The following is a 20,190-nucleotide window of genomic DNA, read 5'->3' as shown; positions in this document are numbered from 1 at the left end:
ACATGCGCATTCTCGTCGTCGAGGACGATCCCGATCTCAACCGCCAGCTCTCCGAGGCGCTGAAGACGGCCGGCTACGTCGTCGATTCCGCCAGGGATGGCGAGGACGGCCATTTCCTCGGCGATACCGAGCCCTATGACGCCGTGGTGCTCGACATCGGCCTGCCGCGCATGGACGGCATCAGCGTGCTCGAGGCCTGGCGCCGCGCCGGCCGCAACATGCCGGTGCTGATCCTGACGGCGCGCGACCGCTGGAGCGACAAGGTGCAGGGCATCGACGCCGGCGCCGACGATTATGTCGCCAAGCCCTTCCATATCGAGGAGGTGCTGGCCCGCATCCGCGCGCTGGTCCGCCGCGCCGCCGGCCACGCCACCAACGAGATCGAATGCGGCCCGGTCCGCATCGACACCAAGGCAGGTCGCGTCACCGTCGACGGCAATCCGGTGAAGCTGACCGCGCATGAATACAAGGTGCTCGAATATCTGATGCACCATCGCAACCGCGTCGTCTCGCGCACCGAGCTGATCGAGCATCTCTACGATCAGGATTTCGATCGTGATTCCAACACGATCGAGGTGTTCGTCGGGCGGTTGCGCAAGAAGGTCTCGGCCGACCTGATCGAGACGGTGCGCGGGCTCGGCTACCGCATCGTGACGCCGGGCGCCGCGGCCTCCGGCGGCGGCTGATGCGCTTCAACTCGCTCGCGTTCCGGCTGATCGCCGGCGCGTCGATCTGGAGCGCCATTGCTCTGGTCGCCGCTGGCATCATCCTGACCTCGCTCTATCGCGACACCGTCGAGCGCGCCTTCGACGAGCGGCTCTCCGTCTATCTGAAGACGCTGGTCGGCAATCTTGCGACCCAGGCGCCGGGACAGTTGAACGATCCCGGCAATCTCGGCGAGCAGCGCTTCGAGCTGATCTATTCCGGCTGGTACTGGCAGATCCGCCAGGTCAATGGCCCGGTGCTGCTCGCCTCGCGCTCGCTCTCCACCGATACGCTCGATCTCGCCAAGGCGACCTCGCGCTCCACGGTGGACGGTGTCGAGCAGGCGACGATCGAGGGGCCGGACCAGCAGCAGCTGCGGGTGCTGCAGCGGACGATCACCTTCGACGTCGACCATCGCTACGACGTGCTCGTCGCCGGCAACGCCTCGGAACTCAGCGAGGAGATCGCCGATTTCCGCACCAGCGTCGCCCTGACGCTCGCCGTCTTCGGCATCGGCCTGGTCGCCTCGACGGCGTTCCAGATCCGCTGGGGCCTGCGCCCGCTCGACCAGGCGCGGCGCGGCCTCGCGGCGCTCCGGAGCGGCAAGGAGCAGCGCTTCGACGGCCCGTTCCCGGCCGAGATCGAGCCGCTCGCCAAGGAACTCAACGCGCTGATGCAGTCGAATCAGCAGATCATCGAGCGCGCCCGCACCCATGTCGGCAATCTGGCGCACGCGCTGAAGACGCCGCTCAGCGTCATCACCAATGAGGCGCGCGCCGAGGACGGCAAGCTCGCGGCCAAGGTCGGCGAGCAGGCCGAGGTGATGCGGATGCAGATCAACCACCATCTCGACCGCGCCCGCATCGCCGCCCGCTCGCAGGTGATCGGCGCGGTGACGGACGCCGATCCGGTGCTGCAGCGGCTCGTCCGCGCCATGCGCCGCATCCACGAGGATCGCGGCATCGAGATTTCGCTCCATGTCGGGGCCGAGGCGCGCTTCCGCGGCGAGCAGCAGGACCTCGAGGAGATGGTCGGCAATCTCGTGGACAATGCCTGCAAATGGTCGAACGGCAAGGTCGCGGTCGAGGTCAGCCTGATCCCGGCCGGCCACGACATGGACGGTTCGCTGATCATCCGCGTCGACGACGACGGCCCGGGCCTGACCGCCGAGGAGATGCGCGAGGCGACCCGGCGCGGCAAGCGGCTCGACGAGAGCAAGCCGGGCTCCGGCCTCGGCCTCTCCATCGTCACCGATCTGGCGGGGCTCTATGAAGGGGCCTTCGAGATGGATCGCTCGCCGCTGGGTGGCCTGCGCGCGGAGCTTCGCCTGCCGGCGGCGTGACCGACTTCATTTCGCAATTCCGCCATGCTGTTATCGGATGGCGACGATGGATGGCTCCGGCCTCGTGCGGAGCAAAAGAGGTGGAATGTCATGCGGTTGGGTTCGTTGGTTGTCGTGGGGTTCGTCGCTTCGGCCCTGGCCGGCTGTGCCAGCACGGGCCGCAATGAAGGCGTCGGCACCGTCGGCGGCGCGCTGGCGGGCGGGGTCATCGGCAACCAGTTCGGCAGCGGCTCGGGTCGTGTCGCGGCGACGGCGGCGGGCGCGTTGATCGGCGGCGTCGCCGGCCAGTCGATCGGCCGCGGCCTCGACGATCGCGAGCGGCAGCGCGCCCAGCAGGCCGAGTTCCAGGCACTGGAATATGGCCGGCCCGGAACGCCCATCGACTGGCGCGGCGACCGCGCCGGCTATCGCGGCGAGGTCGTGCCCGGTCCGCGCTACCGCGTGAACGCCTATGATTGCCGCGACTACACGCATCGCATCTGGGCCGGCGGCGAGCCGCAGGCCGCGCGCGGTACCGCCTGCCGCCAGGGCGACGGCACCTGGCGTTCGATCGACTGACGCACTGCGGCGGAGACCTTCCGTCCGCGACACAATGCGGCGTGCGTCGCCGCAGGGGAAAGGCTAGAACCGGTCCAAGGACAAATCATGCTTCTTTGGATCGTCATGGCCGTGCTGACGGCCGCCGCCTCGCTCACCGTGCTCATTCCGCTGGGCAGGGCCCCTCGTGTCCAGACCGTTGCCTCCGGCGGCGCGGCGCGGTCGATCTATCGCGACCAGCTCGACGAGCTGGCGCGCGACCGCGAGCGCGGGCTGATCGGCGACGCCGAGGCCGAGGCCGCGCGAATCGAAATCTCCCGCCGCCTCCTCAATAGCGAGGCCGGCGCGACGACGTCGTCGGGGACCGGCTCGGCCTATCGCATCGAGCGGCTCGTCGCGGTGATCGCGGTGCCGCTCGTCGCCATCGGGCTCTATCTCTTCGTCGGCTCGCCGCAGCTCGCCGATGTCCCGATCGCGAGCCGCGCGACCGAGCCGGCGGCCGAAGGCAGCGTCGACGACCTGATCGCCAAGGTCGAGACCCATCTCGCCGCCAATCCCGAGGATGGCCGCGGCTGGGAGATCCTGTCGCCGATCTACATGCGGCTCGGCCGTTTCGACGATGCCGTCCGCGCGCTCGGCAATGCCAAGCGCCTGCTCGGTTCGACCGCCGAGCGCGAGTCGCTCTATGGCGAGGCGCTGACCCGCGCGAGCGGCGACGTCGTCACCGACGAGGCGCGGGCCGCTTTCGAGAAGGCGCTGAAGTTCGATCCCCAGGATATCCGGTCGCGCTTCTATCTCGCCTATTCGCTGGCCCAGTCCGGCAAGAAGGACGAGGCGATCTCCGCCTGGAACGCGCTGATCGATTCGGCGCCGACCGATGCGCCCTGGCTCGGCGCCGCGCGGGCCGAGCTGGCCAAGCTGCAGCCGACGACGACGGTGCCCGCCGAGGCCACGGTAACTCCTGCGGCGCCGGGGCCGACCCAGGCCGACATCGCCGCGGCGGCCGAGCAGACGCCGGCCGAGCGGCAGGCGATGATCGAGGGCATGGTCGGCGGGCTGGCCGCGCGGCTCGACGCCGAGCCGGCCGATCCGCAGGGGTGGGAACGCCTCCTGCGCGCCTATATGGTTCTCGGGCGCACGGACGAGGCGAACGCGGCGCTCGCCCGCGCCCGCACGGCGCTCAAGGAACGGCCCGATCTCCTCACTGTCGTCGAAACGGCGGCGCGCGACATTGGCATTGGCAAGGACTGATCGCACGACATGACCCGCAAGCAGCGCCGCCTGACCCTCATCGGCCTCGCCGGCATTGTGCTGGCGAGCGCACTCGGGCTCGTGCTCTACGCCTTGTCTGACGGCATCACCTTCTTCACCTCGCCCTCCGACGTGCTGGCAACGCCGCCATCGCCGGAGCAGCGCATCCGCCTCGGCGGCTTGGTGGAGCAGGGCTCCATCGTCAAGGAGACGGGCGGGATCGTGCGCTTCGCCGTCACCGACGGCAAGGCGACCGTCCCGGCGCGCTATGTCGGCATCCTGCCCGACCTGTTCCGCGAGGGGCAGGGCGTCGTCGCCGAAGGCAAGGTCGACGCGAACGGCCTGTTCGAGGCCGATACGGTGCTCGCCAAGCATGACGAGACCTACATGCCGAAGGAAGTGGTCGAGGCGCTGAAGAAGAGCGGCGAGTGGCGGCCCGAGGATGGCGCCGCGCCGGAAGCGGTGACGCAATGATCGTCGAACTCGGCCACTACGCTCTCGTTCTCGCACTCGCGCTCGCGCTGGCCGGCGGCACGCTGCCGCTCTGGGGCGCGCTGCGGAACGACACGCGCCTGATGGCGGTCGCCTCCACCACGGCGGTGGCGCAGTTCATCCTCGTGGCGCTTTCCTTCGCGGCGCTCACCTACGCCTATGTCGTCTCCGACTTCTCGGTCCTGAACGTCGTCCAGAATTCGCACTCCCTGAAGCCGATGATCTACAAGATCTCCGGCGTCTGGGGGAACCATGAGGGCTCGATGCTCCTCTGGGTGCTGATCCTGGTGCTGTTCGGCGCGCTGGTGGCGCTCTTCAGCGCGAACCTGCCGCTCCGCCTGAAGGCGCTGGTCCTCTCGGTGCAGGCCTGGATCGGCGCGGCCTTCCTCATCTTCATCCTGATCTCGTCCAATCCGTTCCTGCGGTTGCATCCGGTGCCCTTCGAGGGACGCGATTTGAACCCGCTGCTGCAGGACGTCGGCCTCGCCATCCATCCGCCGCTCCTCTATCTCGGCTATGTCGGTTGTTCGATCTCCTTCGCCTTCGCCATCGCCGCGCTGATCGACGGCCGCATCGATGCCGCCTGGGCGCGCTGGGTGCGGCCCTGGACGCTGGCGGCCTGGGGCTTCCTGACGCTCGGCATCGCGATGGGCTCCTACTGGGCCTATTACGAGCTCGGCTGGGGCGGCTGGTGGTTCTGGGATCCGGTCGAAAACGCCAGCTTCATGCCGTGGCTGTCGGCCACCGCGCTGCTGCATTCGGCGATCGTCATGGAGAAGCGCGAGGCGCTGAAGATCTGGACGATCCTGCTCGCCATCCTGACCTTCTCGCTGTCGCTGCTCGGCACCTTCCTGGTGCGGTCGGGCGTGCTGACCTCGGTGCACGCCTTCGCCACGGACCCGACGCGCGGCATCTTCATCCTGATCATCCTCTGCATCTTCATCGGTGGCGCCTTCTCGCTGTTCGCGGCGCGCGCCGGCACGCTGAGCCAAGGCGGCCTGTTCGCGCCGATCAGCCGCGAGGGCGCGCTCGTCCTCAACAACCTGCTGCTGACGGCGGCCTGCGCGACGGTCCTCGTCGGCACGCTCTATCCGCTGGCGCTCGAGGCGCTGACCGGCGAGAAGATCTCGGTCGGCGCGCCGTTCTTCGACATGACCTTCGGCCCGATGATGGTGCCGCTTCTGATCGCCGTGCCGTTCGGGCCGTTCCTGGCCTGGAAGCGCGGCGATATCGTCGCCGCCGGCCAGCGCCTGCTCTTCGCCTTCGGCGCGGCGATGGCCGTCATGATCCTCGGCCTCGCCCTGATGGGTACGCCGGCGGCGCTGGCGCTGTTCGGCGTGGCGCTCTCGGTCTGGCTGATGGTCGGCTCGATCTCGGAAATCGCGTTCCGCGTCAAGCTCGGGCGGGCCAGCCTCGCCGAGAGCTGGCGGCGCGGCGCCGGCCTGCCGCGATCGGCCTGGGGCACGGCGGTGGCGCATTTCGGCGTCGGCGTCACCGTGCTCGGCGTCGTGGGGGCGACTGCCTGGAACAGCGAGGAGATCGCCACGCTGAAGCCGGGCGAGGCGATGTCGATCGGCGCCTATTCCGTCACCATGGACGGCTTCGTGCCGCTGAGCGCCTCCAACTACACCGGCACGGCGGTGCGCTTCACCGTGCGCGAGGGCGGCAATGTCGTCGCCACGATGGAGCCGGAGAAGCGGCTCTACACCGTGCCGAACACGCCGACCACGGAGGCTGCGATCAAGACCTTCGGTTTCTCGCAGCTCTATGTCTCGCTCGGCGACATCGGGACCGATGGCGCGACGGTGGTGCGCATCTACTGGAAGACGCTGGTCACGCTGATCTGGATCGGCGCGCTGATCATGACGGCGGGCGGCGCCCTGTCGCTTTCCGATCGCCGCCTGCGCGTCGGCGCGCCCAAGCCGGCGCGTCGCGCCGTTCCCGTGCCGGCGGAGTAGGGCCCATGCGTCGCCTCCTGCTCGCCCTTTCCCTGCTCGCCGCCACCCTGCCGGCCTTCGCCGTGCAGCCGGACGAGGTCCTGAAGGACCCCGCACTCGAGGCTCGGGCGAGGGCGCTTTCCGTCGAATTGCGCTGCCTCGTCTGCCAGAGCCAGTCGATCGACGATTCGGATGCGCAGATCGCCCGCGACCTCCGGATCCTTGTCCGAGAGCGGCTCCAGGCGGGAGACACGGACGAAGAGGTCAAGGCGTTCCTGGTCGATCGCTACGGCGAATACGTCTTGCTGAGGCCGCGCTTCACCTGGCACACGGCGGTGCTCTGGGGCGCGCCGCTCGTTCTGATCGGGCTTGGCGCCATCCTGGCTGTCGGCCTGTTCCGGCGCCGCCGCGTGGTCGCCCCGGCCGGGCTGACGCGCGAGGAGGAGGCCCGCGTCGAAGCGCTCCTGGCGCGCGACGACTAGGTCTTTCCTCGCTTTCCCGGAAACGACGGACGGCGTCAACGCCTTGTTTGATCGCGCTTTCTCGCGCGGATGGACAGCGTTTCACGCGCGGACGCGTGGTCCGGGGCGAACATTACGAACCTTTCATGTTCGTGTCAGGCGGCTGTAAGGTTGCCTGCCCCATCTTCGTCGTCATGGAGCCGCGACCTCCCGCGCAGCTCAGCCTTCAAAATGTCGACGGAGACAGCAATGACCGAACAGACTCCCGCTCCGAAGCCCACCCAGCGGTTCCGCACTCGCGCCCTGCTCGGCACGGCGCTCGCCGCCGTGATCGTCGGCGGACTCGCGGGGCAGGCTGTTGTCAGCTCCCACACCCCGGCCTACGCCGAGGCGGTTCGCGTCCAGCCGCAGCAGATGCCGAGCTTCGCCGACCTGGTCGACAAGGTTAAGCCCGCTGTCGTCAGCGTCCGCGTCAAGTCCGTGGCGCCCGCTTCCGACGCGATGGGCGGCCCGGATGCGTTCGGCTTCCCGAACCCGGACCAGTTCCCGCCCGGCTCGCCGATGGAGCGCTTCTTCCGCCAGTTCCAGGACCAGCGCGGCCAGCAGGGCCAGAACCGGATGCAGCGTCCGCAGCAGCGCCAGTCCGTCGGCCTCGGCTCCGGCTTCTTCATCTCCGAGGACGGCTATGTCGTGACGAACAACCACGTCGTCGACGGTGCCAGCGAGTTCACCATCACCAATTCGGACGGCAAGGAATACAGCGCCCGTCTGATCGGCACCGACGAGAAGACCGATCTGGCTCTGCTCAAGGTCGATGACAAGGAGAAGTTCACCTACGTCGAGTTCGCCAAGGGCGAGACCCGCGTCGGCGACTGGGTCGTGGCCGTCGGCAATCCGTTCGGCCTCGGCGGCACGGTGACGGCCGGTATCGTTTCGGCCAAGGGCCGCGAGATCGGCGCCGGTCCGTATGACGACTTCATCCAGATCGACGCCTCGGTGAACAAGGGCAACTCCGGTGGCCCGACCTTCGACCTCAGCGGCCAGGTCATCGGCATCAACACCGCGATCTACTCGCCGTCGGGCGGCAGCGTCGGCATTGCCTTCGACATCCCGGCCGCCACGGCCGAGCGTGTCATCAAGGACCTGAAGGAACATGGCGAGGTCGTCCGCGGCTGGCTCGGCGTGCAGATCCAGCCGATCACCAAGGACATCGCCGACAGCCTGAACCTGAAGGAAGCTAAGGGCGCGCTCGTCAGCGAGCCGCAGGAAGACAGCCCGGCCACCGTTGCCGGCATCAAGTCCGGCGACGCCATCCTGTCGGTCAACGGCAAGACGGTCGAGGACGCCCGCAACCTGGCGCAGATCATCGCCGGCTACGCGCCGGATACGACGGTCAAGCTCAGCGTCTGGCGCGGCGGCAAGGCCGAGGAAGTCGACGTCAAGCTCGGCAAGCTGCCGGGTTCCGAGAAGCAGGCCAGCCTGAAGCAGGGCGACGAGAAGGGCGGCTCCGTCGCCGATCTCGGCCTCGCGCTGACTTCGGCGCCGGACGGCAAGGGTGTCGTGGTCGCCGACGTCGATCCGAATGGACCGGCCGCGGACCAGGGTATCCAGACCGGCGACATCATCCTCGCGGTTGGCGGCAGTGAGGTCACGCGTCCCGGCGACGTCGAGCGTGAAGTCGTCGATGCCAAGAAGCAGGGCATGAAGGCCGTGCTGATGCGGGTCAAGTCAGGGGAGCAGACCCGCTTCGTGGCCCTGCCCTTCGGCAAGGCCTGAAAACGGCCGATGGCCAGCGAGGGACCTGTGTGAGCCCCAGTACCCTCGCTGGGCCTGGCAGGCGGGATATCCATCCCGCCTGCCTCTTTTCGTTGTAGGGGGCGACTGCACAAGCCGGAAAAAGAGACTAACCTGCGGCCATGCGAATCCTGCTTGTCGAAGATGATCGTGAGACTGCCAGCTACCTCCTGAAGGCGCTGCGCGAGACCGGCCATGTGCCCGACCACGCCGCCGATGGCGAGGAGGGAGCCTTCCTGCTCGATTCCAACAAGTACGACGTCATCGTCGTCGACCGGATGCTGCCCAAGAAGGACGGGCTGACGCTGGTCGAGGAGACGCGGCGCAAGGGCAACGACACACCCGTTCTCATCCTTTCGGCGCTGGGCCAGGTCGATGATCGCGTCACGGGCCTGCGCGCCGGCGGCGACGATTATCTCGCCAAGCCCTATGCCTTCTCCGAACTGCTCGCCCGCATCGAGGTGCTGGCCCGCCGCCGCAAGCCCGGCGAGGCCGAGACGCTGCTGAAGGTCGGCGACCTCGAGCTCGATCGGCTCAGCCACCTCGTTCGCCGCGGCGACATCAACATCCCGCTGCAGCCGCGCGAATTCCGCCTGCTCGAATATCTGATGAAGCATGCCGGCCAGGTCGTGACCCGCACGATGCTGCTCGAGAACGTCTGGGACTATCACTTCGACCCGCAGACCAACGTCATCGACGTGCACATTTCGCGGCTGCGCTCGAAGATCGACAAGGGCTTCGCCGAGCCGCTGCTGCATACGGTTCGTGGCGCCGGATACATGGTCCGTGACAGCGTTCGGTAAGGTCGTCCGCACGACCGCTTTCAAGCTCTCGGCCGTCTATTTCGTCGTCTTCACGGTGTTCGCCGTCGTCTTCGTCGGCTGGATCACGCGCGAGACGGATCGCTTCCTGACGCAGCAGGTGCGCGATACGATCGACGCCGAGATCGGGGTCCTGGCCGACGAGGGGCTGCGCGGCGGCCTGACCGGCATCGTCGCCGCCATCGAGCAGCGCAGCCGCATTCCCGGTGCCAGCCTGTTCGTGGTGACGGATTCGCAGGGCCGCGTCGTCGCCGGCAACGTCACGGAGGTGCCGCCGGCGCTCCTGAAACTGAGCGGGCTCGATCCGGTCACCGTCCCCTACAAGCGGCTGGAGGGCGAGTCCGGGCACCATGTCGCCATGGTGCAGGTGCTGCCGCTTCCCAACAATTTCCGCATGCTGGTCGGCCGCGACATCAGCGAAGTCGAACGCATCCGGGACGTCATCGGCAAGGCGACAATCGGCGCGCTCGGCCTGCTGATCCTGCTTGCCCTTCTGTCCTGGTTCTTCGTCAGTCGTCGCGTGCTGAAGCGGATCGATTCCGTCACTGCCACCAGTCGCCGCATCATGGCGGGCGACCTGTCGGGCCGGCTCGAGGTGACGCCGGCCGGCGACGAGTTCGATCGCCTGGCGGAGAACCTCAACACCATGCTCGACCGCATCGAGCACCTGATGCACGGTCTCAAGGACGTCTCCGACAACATCGCGCACGATCTGAAGACGCCGTTGACGCGGCTGCGCACCCGCGTCGAGGCGACGTTGGCGGGACCGGAAGAGACGCCGGCCTATCGCGCGGCGCTCGAGGCGACGATCGACGAGGCGGACCAGTTGATCCGCACCTTCAACGCGCTCCTGATGATCGCCCGCGTCGAGGCGGGCTCGCCGGACGGTGCCATCGGTCCGATCGACATCGCCACCATCGCCGCCGACGTGGTCGAGTTCTATGAGCCGGTCGCCGAGGAGGCCGGTGTCGCGCTGACGCTGAAGCATGACGAGACGCTGCCGATGGAGGGCAGCCGCGAACTGATCAGCCAGGCGCTCGCCAACCTGCTCGACAACGCGATCAAATACGTGAAGAGCGGCGAGGGCGGGCCGGAAGCCCCCGCGGTGGCCGTCGAGGCGCGGCGGGTCGGCGACGACGTCGTGGTTTCGGTATCCGACAACGGCCCCGGAATCCCGCCCGAGGAGCGCATGCATGTGCTGCAACGCTTCGTGCGGCTGGAAAAGAGTCGTTCACAGCCGGGCAGCGGTCTCGGCCTCAGCCTTGTCGATGCGGTTGCGAGGCTTCACCATGGCGTGGTCGCCATGAGCGATGCCGGACCGGGACTCGTCGTGACGCTGCGCTTCCCCGTCCAGACCTGACGCGGAAGGACAGGGCGATGGCTGCACCGAAACCGAAATCGGCGATCGAGTCCGCCGGCCGTCCGCTCGCCGCCGCCATCGACGCTGACCTGCGCCCGCCCAAGGCGGCCCGCAGCCGCGCGATCCTCACCGACCTGCAGGCGGCCGCCAAGGAGGCGGACGCCGCGCCGGCGCTTGCTGCGCTCCTGCAGGCCAATTCCGGGCTCGGGCCGTTCCTCGCCGCCGTGTTCGATGCGTCGCCCTTCCTGCGCCAGATCGCGCTCGACGATGCGGCGCGCCTCGCCGCCATCCTGTCGGAGGATCCGGACGCGCGCTTCGTCCGCCTGATGACGGATGTCTCCGCGGCATGGCGCGATACGGACGAAGCGTCGCTGATGACGACGTTGCGCCAGGCGCGTGCCGAAGTCGCGCTGCTGGTCGGCCTCGCCGATCTCGCCGGCCACTGGCCGGTCGAGCGCGTCACCGGCGCGCTGACGTCCTTCGCCGAGGCCGCCGTCTCCGCCACGGTCGATTTCCTCCTCGCCGACGCCCACCAGGCCGGCAAGCTCGAGTTGTCCGATCCGGACGATCCGTCGCGCGATTCCGGCTGGATCCTGCTCGGCATGGGCAAGTGCGGCGCGCGCGAGCTCAACTATTCGAGCGATATCGACCTGATCGTGCTGTTCGATCCGGAGCGCGCCCGACCGACCGACCGCGACGAGATCGCGGCCCTGTTCGTCAAGATGACCCGGCGGCTGGTCAAGATCCTGCAGGAGCGGACTAGCGACGGCTACGTGTTCCGCACGGATCTCAGGCTGCGGCCCGATCCGGGTTCCACCCAGGTGGCGATGTCGACGCCGGCGGCCTTCCTCTACTATGAGGCGAGCGGCCAGAACTGGGAACGAGCCGCCATGATCAAGGCGCGGCCCGTCGCCGGCGACATCGAGGCGGGCGACACTTTCCTGGCCGAGCTGGCGCCGTTCATCTGGCGCAAATATCTCGATTTCGCCGCGATTGCCGACATCCATTCGATCAAGCGCCAGATCCATGACCATCGCGGTCACGAGCAGGTCGCGGTCGCCGGCCACAACATCAAGCTGGGTCGCGGCGGCATCCGCGAGATCGAGTTCTTCGTCCAGACGCAGCAATTGATCGCCGGCGGACGCGACCGCGAACTGCGCGGCCGGCGCACGCTCGACATGCTGAAGATCTTGGCCGCCAAGGGCTGGATCACCAGTGAAACGGCCGACGATCTCGGGCGCTGCTATCGTTTCCTGCGCGCCATCGAGCACCGGCTGCAGATGATCGCCGACGAGCAGACCCACACGCTTCCTGAGACGGAGGAGGGGCTCGAAGTCATCGCCCGCCTGATGGGCTTCAAGACGGTCAAGGCGTTCTCGAAGGATCTGGTCGCGACGCTCGAAACCGTGCGCGATCACTACATCCAGCTGTTCGAGGCGGCGCCGTCGCTTTCCTCGTCGATCGGCAGCCTGGTCTTCACCGGCGACGACGAGGACCCCGAGACGGTCGCAACGCTCGCCGGCCTCGGCTATCGCAATCCGCGCGAGGTCAGCCGCACCATCCGGGGCTGGCATTTCGGCCGCTATCCGGCGATGCGCTCCGCCGCCGCGCGCGAGCGGCTGACCGAGATCACGCCGGCGCTGCTCGAGGCGCTGTCGTCGACGGACAAAGCGGACGCGGCGTTCAACGCCTTCGACCGCTTCCTCGCCCGCCTGCCGGCCGGCGTGCAGCTGTTCGCACTGCTCGGCTCCAATCCGGGCCTGCTCAATCTCCTGACGACCATCATGGGAACGGCGCCGCGCCTGGCGGAGATCGTCACGGCGCGGCCGCATGTGCTCGACGCGGTGCTCGATCCGGCCTTCTTCGGCCGCCTGCCGGACAAGGCGACGCTGTCCGCCCGTCTCGACGCCAGCCTCGCCGAGGCGGAATCGCTCGAGGACGTGCTCGACCGGGCCCGCATCTTCGGCAAGGAGCAGAGCTTCCTGATCGGCGTCCGGGTCGTCGCCGGCTCGGTCAGCACGCGCGCCGCCGGCTCCGCCTATGCCGATCTCGCCGATCTCCTGGTCGCGACGCTGCTCGACCATGTCCGCCGCGCGCTGGAGGAACAGCACGGGCGGATCCGCGACAGCCGCATCGCGCTGCTCGCCATGGGCAAGTTCGGTGGCCGCGAGATGACGGCCTCGTCCGATCTCGACCTGATCCTGCTCTATGACTTCCCCGACAGCGAGACCGGTTCCGATGGCGCGCGGCCGCTTTCCGGCAGCCAGTATTTCGCGCGGATGACCCAGCGCCTGATCGCGGCGATCTCGGCCCAGACGGCGGAAGGCGCGCTCTACGAGGTCGATTTCCGCCTGCGGCCGTCCGGCAATTCCGGCCCGCTCGCCACCCATATCCGCTCCTTCGTCGAGTACCAGAACAAGGAGGCGTGGACCTGGGAGCACATGGCGCTGACGCGCGCCCGGCCGGTCGGCGGCGATCCCACGCTTATCGCTCAGGCCGTCGAGGATATCCGCGCCATTCTCTCGTCCCAGCACGACCCGAAGAAGGTACAGCGCGACGTGCTCGAGATGCGCGGCCTGCTGGAAGCGGAGAAGACGGCCGAGGGGCCCTGGGACCTGAAGCAGGTGCCGGGCGGGCAGATCGATATCGAATTCATCACCCAGTATCTGCAGCTCGTGCACGGCGCCGAGCATCCGGAGATCCTGGACGCCGAGACCGAGGTGGCGCTGGCGGCTGCCTCGCGCACCGGGCTGCTGTCGCCTACCGACGCCGAGATCCTGCTGCCGGCGCTCCGGCTCTACCAGAAGCTGGTGCTGGTGCTGCGGCTCGGCGTCGACGGTCCGTTCAACCCGGCCGAGGCGCCGCGCGGCCTGCTCGGCCTTCTGGCGCGGGCTGGCGAGCTGCCGGATTTCGCCACCCTCGATGCCCATGTGCAGGCGACACAGAAGGATGTCCGCGCCGCCTTCGAACGCATCATCGGCAAGGTTCGCAAGGCCAAGAAGGCCTAGCGACCCTGCCGACGCAACCGCCCTAGCGGGACGGTTCGGCGGAGGCGCCGAGCCGGAGGGCGACGCCGGCCGAGGCGCCGGTCGGCGGCTCGGGCTCGGCGGTCTGGGCCAGCGGCAGGCGGATCGAGACGATCGTGCCCCGGCCCTCCTGGCTGCGGATGCGCATGGCGCCGCCATGCAGCTCGGCCAGCGAGCGGGTGATGGCGAGGCCGAGGCCCGAGCCCTTGTGGCTCTTGGTGAACTGGTTCTGCACCTGTTCGAAGGGCTGGCCGAGCTTCTTCAGCGCTTCCTTCGGAATGCCGATGCCGTTGTCCTCGATGGTCAGCGTCACGGCGCTGCCGATGCGGCGGGCGCGGATGCCGATATGGCCGTTCTCCGGCGTGAACTTGACGGCGTTCGACAGCAGGTTGAGCACCATCTGCTTGACCGCGCGGCGATCGGCGTTGAGGGCGAGCCCGTCCTCGAGGTCGGACTCGATCGTCACCTTGCGGGTCGAGGCTTCCGGCGACATCACGCGCGCCGCGTCGTCGACGATCTCGTCCAGGCGCAGCGGCTCCATGTCGAGCGTCATCCGGCCGGCCTCGATGCGGGCCATGTCGAGCACGTCGTTGATGACGTTGAGCAGGAAATTGCCGCTCGCGTTGATGTCCTGGCAGTACTCGCCGTATTTCGGCGAACCGAGCGGCCCGAACAGGCCCGACTGCATGATCTCCGAGAAGCCGATGATGGCGTTGAGCGGCGTGCGCAGCTCGTGGCTGATATTGGCGAGGAATTCGGATTTGGTGCGGTTCGCGGCCTCGGCGCGATCCTTCTGCTCGGAGTACTTCTCCGCCAGCTCGACCATCTCCTGCGCCTGCTGCTCCAGCTTCTGGCGCGACTGGCGGAGATCCGCGATCGTTGCCATCAGGCGGCGCTCGCCGTCGATCAGCTTTTCCTCGTGGCGCTTGATCGTGGTGATGTCGGTGCCGACCGAGACGAAACCGCCGTCCTTGGTGCGGCGCTCGCTGATCTGCAGCCAGCGGCCATCGTTCAGCTGCGCCTCGAACGAGCGGGCGCCTTCCTCGGCCCGGCCCTCGCTCGGGATCTGGGCCCGCACGACCGGCTGGTGGCCAGCGCCGATGACGGTGGCGTAGGGCGTGCCCGGATGCAGGGCGCTATCCGGAATGCCGTGCAGCTGCTGGTACTTCGAGTTGCACATCACGAGCTTGTTCTCGGTGTCCCAGAGCACGAAGGCTTCCGAGATCGTCTCGATCGCGTCGCGCAGGCGGATGTCGGCGGTGCGCGAGCTCTCGGCGAGGCGCATCTGCTCGGTGACGTCGACGGCGATGCCGATCAGGTGCGGCTCGGTGCCGTCGGCGTCGACGAGCTCGACGCGGATGCGTAGCCAGACATAGCTGCCGTCGGCCTTGCGCATGCGGAACATGCGGTCGACCGTGGTCTCGTTGGCCTCGTAGAGCGCCTCGACCAGGTTCATCAGGTCGCCGTCGTCGGGGTGGACGAGGCCGTTCACCTCGCCGAAGCCGAGCAGCGCGTCGCGCGGCGCCATGCCGACCAGCTCGAACATCGATTTCGACCAGAACAGGCGGCCGCGCGCGACATCCCAGTCCCACAGGCCACAGCGGCCGCGGCGCAGCGCCGTGTCGAAGCGGTCATAGGTCTCCTGGTAGATCTGGTCGGCTTCCTGGGCCCGCGCAGACTGTGCGAAATACCCATAGAGGATGACCAGCAGGATGCCGCTGGTGCCGATGAAGATCGAGACGTTGAGCGATACGTCGGCGCGCCAGTCGCGATAGATCGCCTGCAGCGGCGTCGCGACGGCGACGAAGCCGAGGCGGCCGTCGAGGTGGCGGAGCGTGGCGAGCGCCGGCTGGTCGCCGTCGAGGTCGACGGTGAGGACGCCGGCCCGTTCGCCGAAGATCACCAGCGGCTGCGCGCCGGAAACGATGGTGCTGAAGTCGCGGGCTTCCTCGCTGGGCGAGCGGGGCGCCGTGGCGATGACCTGACCGGTCGCATCGGCGACATAGACGCGCTGGCCGGTGGTGGTCGTCGTCGGGGGAAGGGCGTTGTCGAGTGCGTTCTGGACCGCCATCTGGTAGCGGTCGGCGGGCAGCGTCGGCTCGACCTGTCCGAGCGACCGGGCGATCGAGCTCGCCACCATGCCCATCATGTCGCGCGCCTGGTTCTCGCGCTCCATGCGCAGGTCATAGAGCTGCATGAAGCGGGCGAGCGCCACGATCAGCAGGAAGATGACGATGAGGACGGGGATGCAGCGGCGCAGGATCGGCTCGGCGGCGACGAGCTTCTCATAGGCAGGCTTGGCGAGCAGCCTGGCGTGGCCCTTGATCATCTGCTTGCGTCGAAACAACATCCCGGCAATAGGCATGCGCTCGCCCGCAGACGCACTGGCTGTCTCTGCCCGCGCCATCTCGGCCCCCTGAATTTCGCTGTCATCGGGTCAGTCCCGTGCCCCGAATCACCCCCATTTGAATCGACGCGAATCACAAAGTCCAGACGCCATTAGGGTTTCGTTAAGCATAATTTTCAGGCCCGGCCGGGAGGTGGTCCCGGCCGGTTGAAAATGGCATCGAAATGGCGGATTTGCTGGGTTTTCGGCTCAGGCCAGCGTGCGCGTGACGATGTCCTGCGTATCCGGCGACAGACCTTCCGCAGCGGCGATTCGCCGGAGCGCTGATTCGGCTCTGGCGCGGCGTCCCGGCTCGAGCGCGCGCCACGAGCGGAAGCTCACCAGAATGCGCGACGTGGTCTGCGGATTGCGCTTGTCGAGATCGAGCGCGAAGTCGGCCAGGAAGTCGTAGCCCGCTCCGTCGGCGCGGTTGAACTGGGTCTGGTTGGCGGCGGCGAAGCTGCCGACGAGCGCGCGGATCCGGTTCGGATTGTTCGCCTGGTAGGAGGGGTGGCGCAGGAGCTCGCGCACCCGGTCGAGCGTCTCCGGCGCGGGCACGGTCGCCTCCAGCATCAGCCATTTGTCGAGCACGAGCGCGTCGCCGGCATAGCGATCGTGGAAGGCGTCGAGCAGCTGGCGCCGCTCGGGCAGGCCGGCCTGCGACAGCGCGCCGACGGCGGCGAGCCGGTCGGTCATGTTGTGGGCGCCGTCATAGTGGCGCAGCGCCTGGTCGATCGCGGCCGAAGTGCCGGTCGCCAGCAGCAGGTCGAGCACCGTGTTGCGCAGCGCGCGGCGTCCGGCGCTGCCCGCGTCCGGCGCGTAGGCGGCGCCGTCCTCGGAAAGGGCGGCGTAGCGGCGCTGCAGCCGGTCTTCGAGGCCCCTCGCGATCGCGCCGCGCAGGGCTCGCCGGGCCGCGGAGATGGCGTCGGGATCGACGTCGCGGCCGATCTCGCGGGCGATGTCAGCCTCGCTCGGCAGTTGCAGTACCTGGGCCCGGAAGGCGGGCTCGAGCCGCTCGTTGTCGAGGATCTCGCCGAGCGCCTCGATCAGCGCGGGCTCGACGGCGGGCGCGCGACCGGCGACCTGCTCGGCCGTGCCGGCGATCAGGTTGCGCATGGCGAGCGTCTGCGCCGCCTGCCAGCGGTTGAACGGATCGCTGTCGGCGCGAACCTGGAACAGGAGGTCGGCGGTCGAGATGTCGATGGCGAGGCGGACGGGCGCCGAGAAGCCGCGCAGCAGCGACGGCACGGGCCGCGCGCCGACGCCGGAGAAGGTGAGCGTCTGGTTCGCCTCCGTCAAGTGGATTACCCCGTCCTCGACGCGGCCGCCCTCGACGTCGCTGAAGCCCATGTCTTCGCCGTTCGGGCCCATCAGGCCGAAGCGGATCGGCGTGTGCATCGGGCGCTTCTGGCTCTGCCCCGGCGTCGCCGGCACCGTCTGGGTCAGCGACAGCCGATAGGTCTTGGCATCCTCGTCATACTGGCCCTTGGCGACGATCTGCGGCGTGCCGGCCTGGGAATACCAGAGCATGAACTGGGAAAGGTCGACGCCGGCCGCGTCGGCGAAGCTGGACACGAAATCCTCGACCGTCGCGGCCTCGCCGTCATGGCGCTCGAAATAGAGATCCATGCCCTTCCGGAAGTCCTCGGGGCCGAGGATCGTCTTCAGCATGCGCACCACCTCGGCGCCCTTTTCATACACGGTCGGCGTGTAGAAATTGCTGATTTCATGATAGATTTCCGGTCGGACCGGATGGGCGAGGGGGCCGCCGTCTTCGGGGAACTGGCGCGCCTGCAGCGTGCGCACGTCGGCGATCCGCTTGACCGCGCGCGAGCGCATGTCGGACGAGAATTCCTGGTCGCGGAAGACCGTCAGGCCCTCCTTCAGGCAGAGCTGGAACCAGTCGCGGCAGGTGATGCGGTTGCCGGTCCAGTTGTGGAAATACTCGTGCGCGATGACGCCCTCGACATTGGCGTAGTCGGCATCGGTCGCGGTGTCGGGGTCGGCCAGCACATACTTGTCGTTGAAGATGTTGAGGCCCTTGTTCTCCATCGCCCCCATGTTGAAATCCGACACGGCGACGATGACGAAGATGTCGAGGTCGTATTCGAGCCCGAAGACGTCCTCGTCCCACTTCATCGACCGCTTCAGCGCGTCCATGGCATAGCCGCAGCGCGCCTCCTTGCCGTGCTCGCAATAGATGCGCAGCTCGACCTCGCGGCCCGACATCGTGCGGAACGAGTCCTTGATGACGCCGAGATCGCCGGCCACCATGGCGAACAGGTAGGAGGGCTTCGGGAAGGGGTCGTGCCAGACGGCGAAATGGCGGTCGGTGCCGGGAATGTCGCCGCTTTCGACCGGGTTGCCGTTGGCGAGCAGGACCGGCGCGTCCGCCTTGGTCGCCTCGATGCGCGTCGTGTAGACGGCGAGAACGTCCGGCCGGTCGAGGAAGTAGGTGATGCGGCGGAAGCCTTCCGCCTCGCACTGCGTGCAATAGGTGCCGCTGCTGCGATAGAGGCCCATCAGCTTGGTGTTGGCGTCGGCGTCGATCTCCGTCTCGATCTCCAGCGTGAAGGGCGCGTTCGGCGCGCCCTCGATCACGAGGAGTTGCGGCGTCGCCGTGTAGCGTTCCGCCGGCAGGGCGACGCCGTCGAGCTTCAGCCCCTTCAGGACGGTTTCGTCGCCGACCAGTTCGAGCCTGCCCTGGGCGGCCTCGTCGGTGTTCGGGCGGATGGCGAGGGTCGCGGTGACGCGCGTCGCCTTCGGCGCGAGCACGAAATTGAGGTCCACCGTGTCGATGGTGAAGGCCGGGGCGCGGTAGTCCTCAAGCCGGAAGGGGGCGGCGTCGGTCTTCATCAGGCTCTCTCCCGCAGTGCCGGCCCTCCAGGCGGCCGGCTTCGATCGGTGGCCAGTCTAGGGGCTTCGTCCGACCCTCGCCACGGCAAAGCCCGAAATCCCCCGATTGACGGGGAACCCGATCGGCCCATGTGACATCCAAGTCCCCGTCGGCCATCCAAGCCAATGCGTCGCACTGGTCGGGCGCGGGCAAACTCGGTAACACTCGGACCGGTTGCGGGCCTCCGGCCTGCGGGAGCATCGGATGAGACACCCCTGGCAGCAGGTCGCGGGAGAGGTTGGGCGCGCCTTCGGCGTGCTGGCCCTGCTCGTGCTCACCCTGCTGGCGCCGATCCATGCGAGCGCCGAAGCGCGTCTCGCCATGGGCGACCGCAGCGGGCTGACAATCCTGTGCCTGCCCGCCGAGCAGCAATCCGATCCTGCCAAGGGCACCACGATCGCGCCCTGCGATCTCTGCGTGCTCGCCCACGTCGCGAAGGCGCTCGGCCCGTCAGCCGGGTTCGCACTGCACGCGCCCGAACAGCATGCTTATGTCCCGGTCCGGCCGCCCGTTCTCACGGTCGATGCCGGCGCGACGCTTGTCTTCCTGCCAGACGCGCGCGGCCCGCCACCCGCCTGAGATCGCCGGCCGCCCTCGGGGAGGCCGTTCCTGCCGGTGCGATCCGCGCCGGCAATTCCTAGCGATTTCAGGCATTTATCATGAACAAGCTTTCGTTCGCGGGCGCTGCCGGCGTCCTCCTCCTGTCCGTTTCCGCCGCCGCGGCCCATGTCACGCTCGCCACTCCCGAGGCCACGCTCGGCGGCAGCTACAAGGCCGTCCTTCAGGTCGGCCATGGCTGCGCCGGCTCGCCGACCGTCAAGGTCCGGGTGCAGATCCCGGAGGGGGTCGTCAACGTCAAGCCGCAGCCGAAGCCCGGCTGGACCGTCGAGACGGTGAAGGGCGCCTATGCGAAGTCCTATGATCTCTGGGGCGCCAAGGTGTCGGAGGGCGTCAAGGAGATCGTCTGGTCGGGCGGCAGCCTGCCGGATGATTTCTATGACGAGTTCGCCTTCCGCACCTACCTGACCGCTGATCTCCCGGCCGGTCCGCTCTACTTCCCGGTCGTCCAGGAATGCGAGAAGGGCTCCGAGCGCTGGATCGAGATCCCCGCGCCGGGCAAGTCGGACGACGACTATGAAAGTCCGGCCCCGGCCGTGATCCTGAAGCCGAAGGGCTAGATCC

The 20,190-nt window shown here is 68.2% G+C and carries 15 protein-coding genes; 13 read left to right on the top strand and 2 right to left on the bottom strand.

Translation table 11 applies throughout. The annotated features are described in order from the left end of the window. Positions 1–2: 2 nt before the first annotated feature. The 11 genes from G539_RS0112520 (at position 3) to G539_RS24615 (ending at position 13,708) form a co-directional block, all read left to right on the top strand. Positions 3–686, top strand: a complete 684-nt coding sequence (locus G539_RS0112520; protein WP_029075508.1) for a response regulator transcription factor — start codon at positions 3–5, stop codon at positions 684–686. Then, positions 686–2,047, top strand: coding sequence for an ATP-binding protein (locus G539_RS0112515; protein WP_029075507.1), 1,362 nt, complete (start codon positions 686–688; stop codon positions 2,045–2,047). The genes G539_RS0112520 and G539_RS0112515 overlap by 1 nt, the downstream gene beginning before the upstream one ends. A 90-nt stretch (positions 2,048–2,137) precedes the next feature. Continuing rightward, on the top strand, positions 2,138–2,605 hold the full coding sequence (locus tag G539_RS0112510; protein WP_029075506.1) for a glycine zipper 2TM domain-containing protein: 468 nt from the start codon (positions 2,138–2,140) through the stop codon (positions 2,603–2,605). A gap of 87 nt (positions 2,606–2,692) precedes the next feature. Continuing rightward, positions 2,693–3,835 carry a c-type cytochrome biogenesis protein CcmI gene (gene ccmI, locus G539_RS0112505; protein ID WP_029075505.1) on the top strand — a complete coding sequence of 381 codons (1,143 nt, stop codon included), beginning with the start codon at positions 2,693–2,695 and terminating at the stop codon, positions 3,833–3,835. Between the two features lie 9 nt (positions 3,836–3,844). Then, positions 3,845–4,309, top strand: a complete 465-nt coding sequence (gene ccmE, locus G539_RS0112500; protein WP_029075504.1) for a cytochrome c maturation protein CcmE — start codon at positions 3,845–3,847, stop codon at positions 4,307–4,309. Beyond that, on the top strand, positions 4,306–6,285 hold the full coding sequence (locus tag G539_RS0112495) for a heme lyase CcmF/NrfE family subunit (RefSeq protein WP_029075503.1): 1,980 nt from the start codon (positions 4,306–4,308) through the stop codon (positions 6,283–6,285). Before ccmE ends, G539_RS0112495 begins: the two co-directional genes overlap by 4 nt. Before the next feature lie 5 nt (positions 6,286–6,290). Further along, complete coding sequence (locus G539_RS0112490; RefSeq protein ID WP_029075502.1) at positions 6,291–6,746, top strand: cytochrome c-type biogenesis protein; 456 nt, start codon at positions 6,291–6,293, stop codon at positions 6,744–6,746. A 228-nt stretch (positions 6,747–6,974) separates the two neighbouring features. Beyond that, positions 6,975–8,501 carry a Do family serine endopeptidase gene (locus G539_RS0112485; protein ID WP_029075501.1) on the top strand — a complete coding sequence of 509 codons (1,527 nt, stop codon included), beginning with the start codon at positions 6,975–6,977 and terminating at the stop codon, positions 8,499–8,501. Between the two features lie 140 nt (positions 8,502–8,641). After that, entirely contained in the window at positions 8,642–9,322 is a 681-nt protein-coding gene (locus G539_RS0112480) for a response regulator transcription factor (RefSeq protein ID WP_029075500.1), read from the top strand. After that, positions 9,306–10,700 (top strand): ATP-binding protein, encoded by a 1,395-nt coding sequence (locus G539_RS0112475; protein WP_029075499.1) that lies wholly within the window; start codon positions 9,306–9,308, stop codon positions 10,698–10,700. The genes G539_RS0112480 and G539_RS0112475 overlap by 17 nt, the downstream gene beginning before the upstream one ends. A 17-nt stretch (positions 10,701–10,717) precedes the next feature. Then, positions 10,718–13,708, top strand: a complete 2,991-nt coding sequence (locus G539_RS24615) for a bifunctional [glutamine synthetase] adenylyltransferase/[glutamine synthetase]-adenylyl-L-tyrosine phosphorylase (protein ID WP_035831258.1) — start codon at positions 10,718–10,720, stop codon at positions 13,706–13,708. A 22-nt stretch (positions 13,709–13,730) separates the two neighbouring features. On the opposite strand, the gene G539_RS24610 is transcribed toward G539_RS24615, so the two are convergent. Together G539_RS24610 and pepN are read right to left on the bottom strand one after the other, a co-directional pair. Then, positions 13,731–16,055: a PAS domain-containing sensor histidine kinase gene (locus tag G539_RS24610; protein WP_245576876.1), complete on the bottom strand. Its 2,325-nt coding sequence runs from the start codon at positions 16,053–16,055 to the stop codon at positions 13,731–13,733. Positions 16,056–16,322: 267 nt separating this feature from the next. Then, the gene (pepN, locus tag G539_RS0112460; protein WP_029075498.1) at positions 16,323–18,968 is read right to left on the bottom strand and encodes an aminopeptidase N; all 2,646 of its coding nucleotides are present in this window, start codon (positions 18,966–18,968) and stop codon (positions 16,323–16,325) included. A gap of 244 nt (positions 18,969–19,212) precedes the next feature. Here pepN and G539_RS0112455 point away from each other — a divergent pair, with 244 nt between their 5' ends. After that, positions 19,213–19,587: a hypothetical protein gene (locus G539_RS0112455; protein ID WP_029075497.1), complete on the top strand. Its 375-nt coding sequence runs from the start codon at positions 19,213–19,215 to the stop codon at positions 19,585–19,587. A gap of 80 nt (positions 19,588–19,667) precedes the next feature. Further along, positions 19,668–20,186 carry a YcnI family copper-binding membrane protein gene (locus tag G539_RS0112450; protein WP_029075496.1) on the top strand — a complete coding sequence of 173 codons (519 nt, stop codon included), beginning with the start codon at positions 19,668–19,670 and terminating at the stop codon, positions 20,184–20,186. Positions 20,187–20,190: the final 4 nt, after the last annotated feature.

Origin of the sequence: Kaistia adipata DSM 17808 (genome assembly GCF_000423225.1) — a bacterium.
In the GTDB taxonomy this organism is placed as follows: Bacteria; Pseudomonadota; Alphaproteobacteria; order Rhizobiales; family Kaistiaceae; genus Kaistia; species Kaistia adipata.
This window is presented reverse-complemented; position numbering and strand designations above follow the sequence as displayed.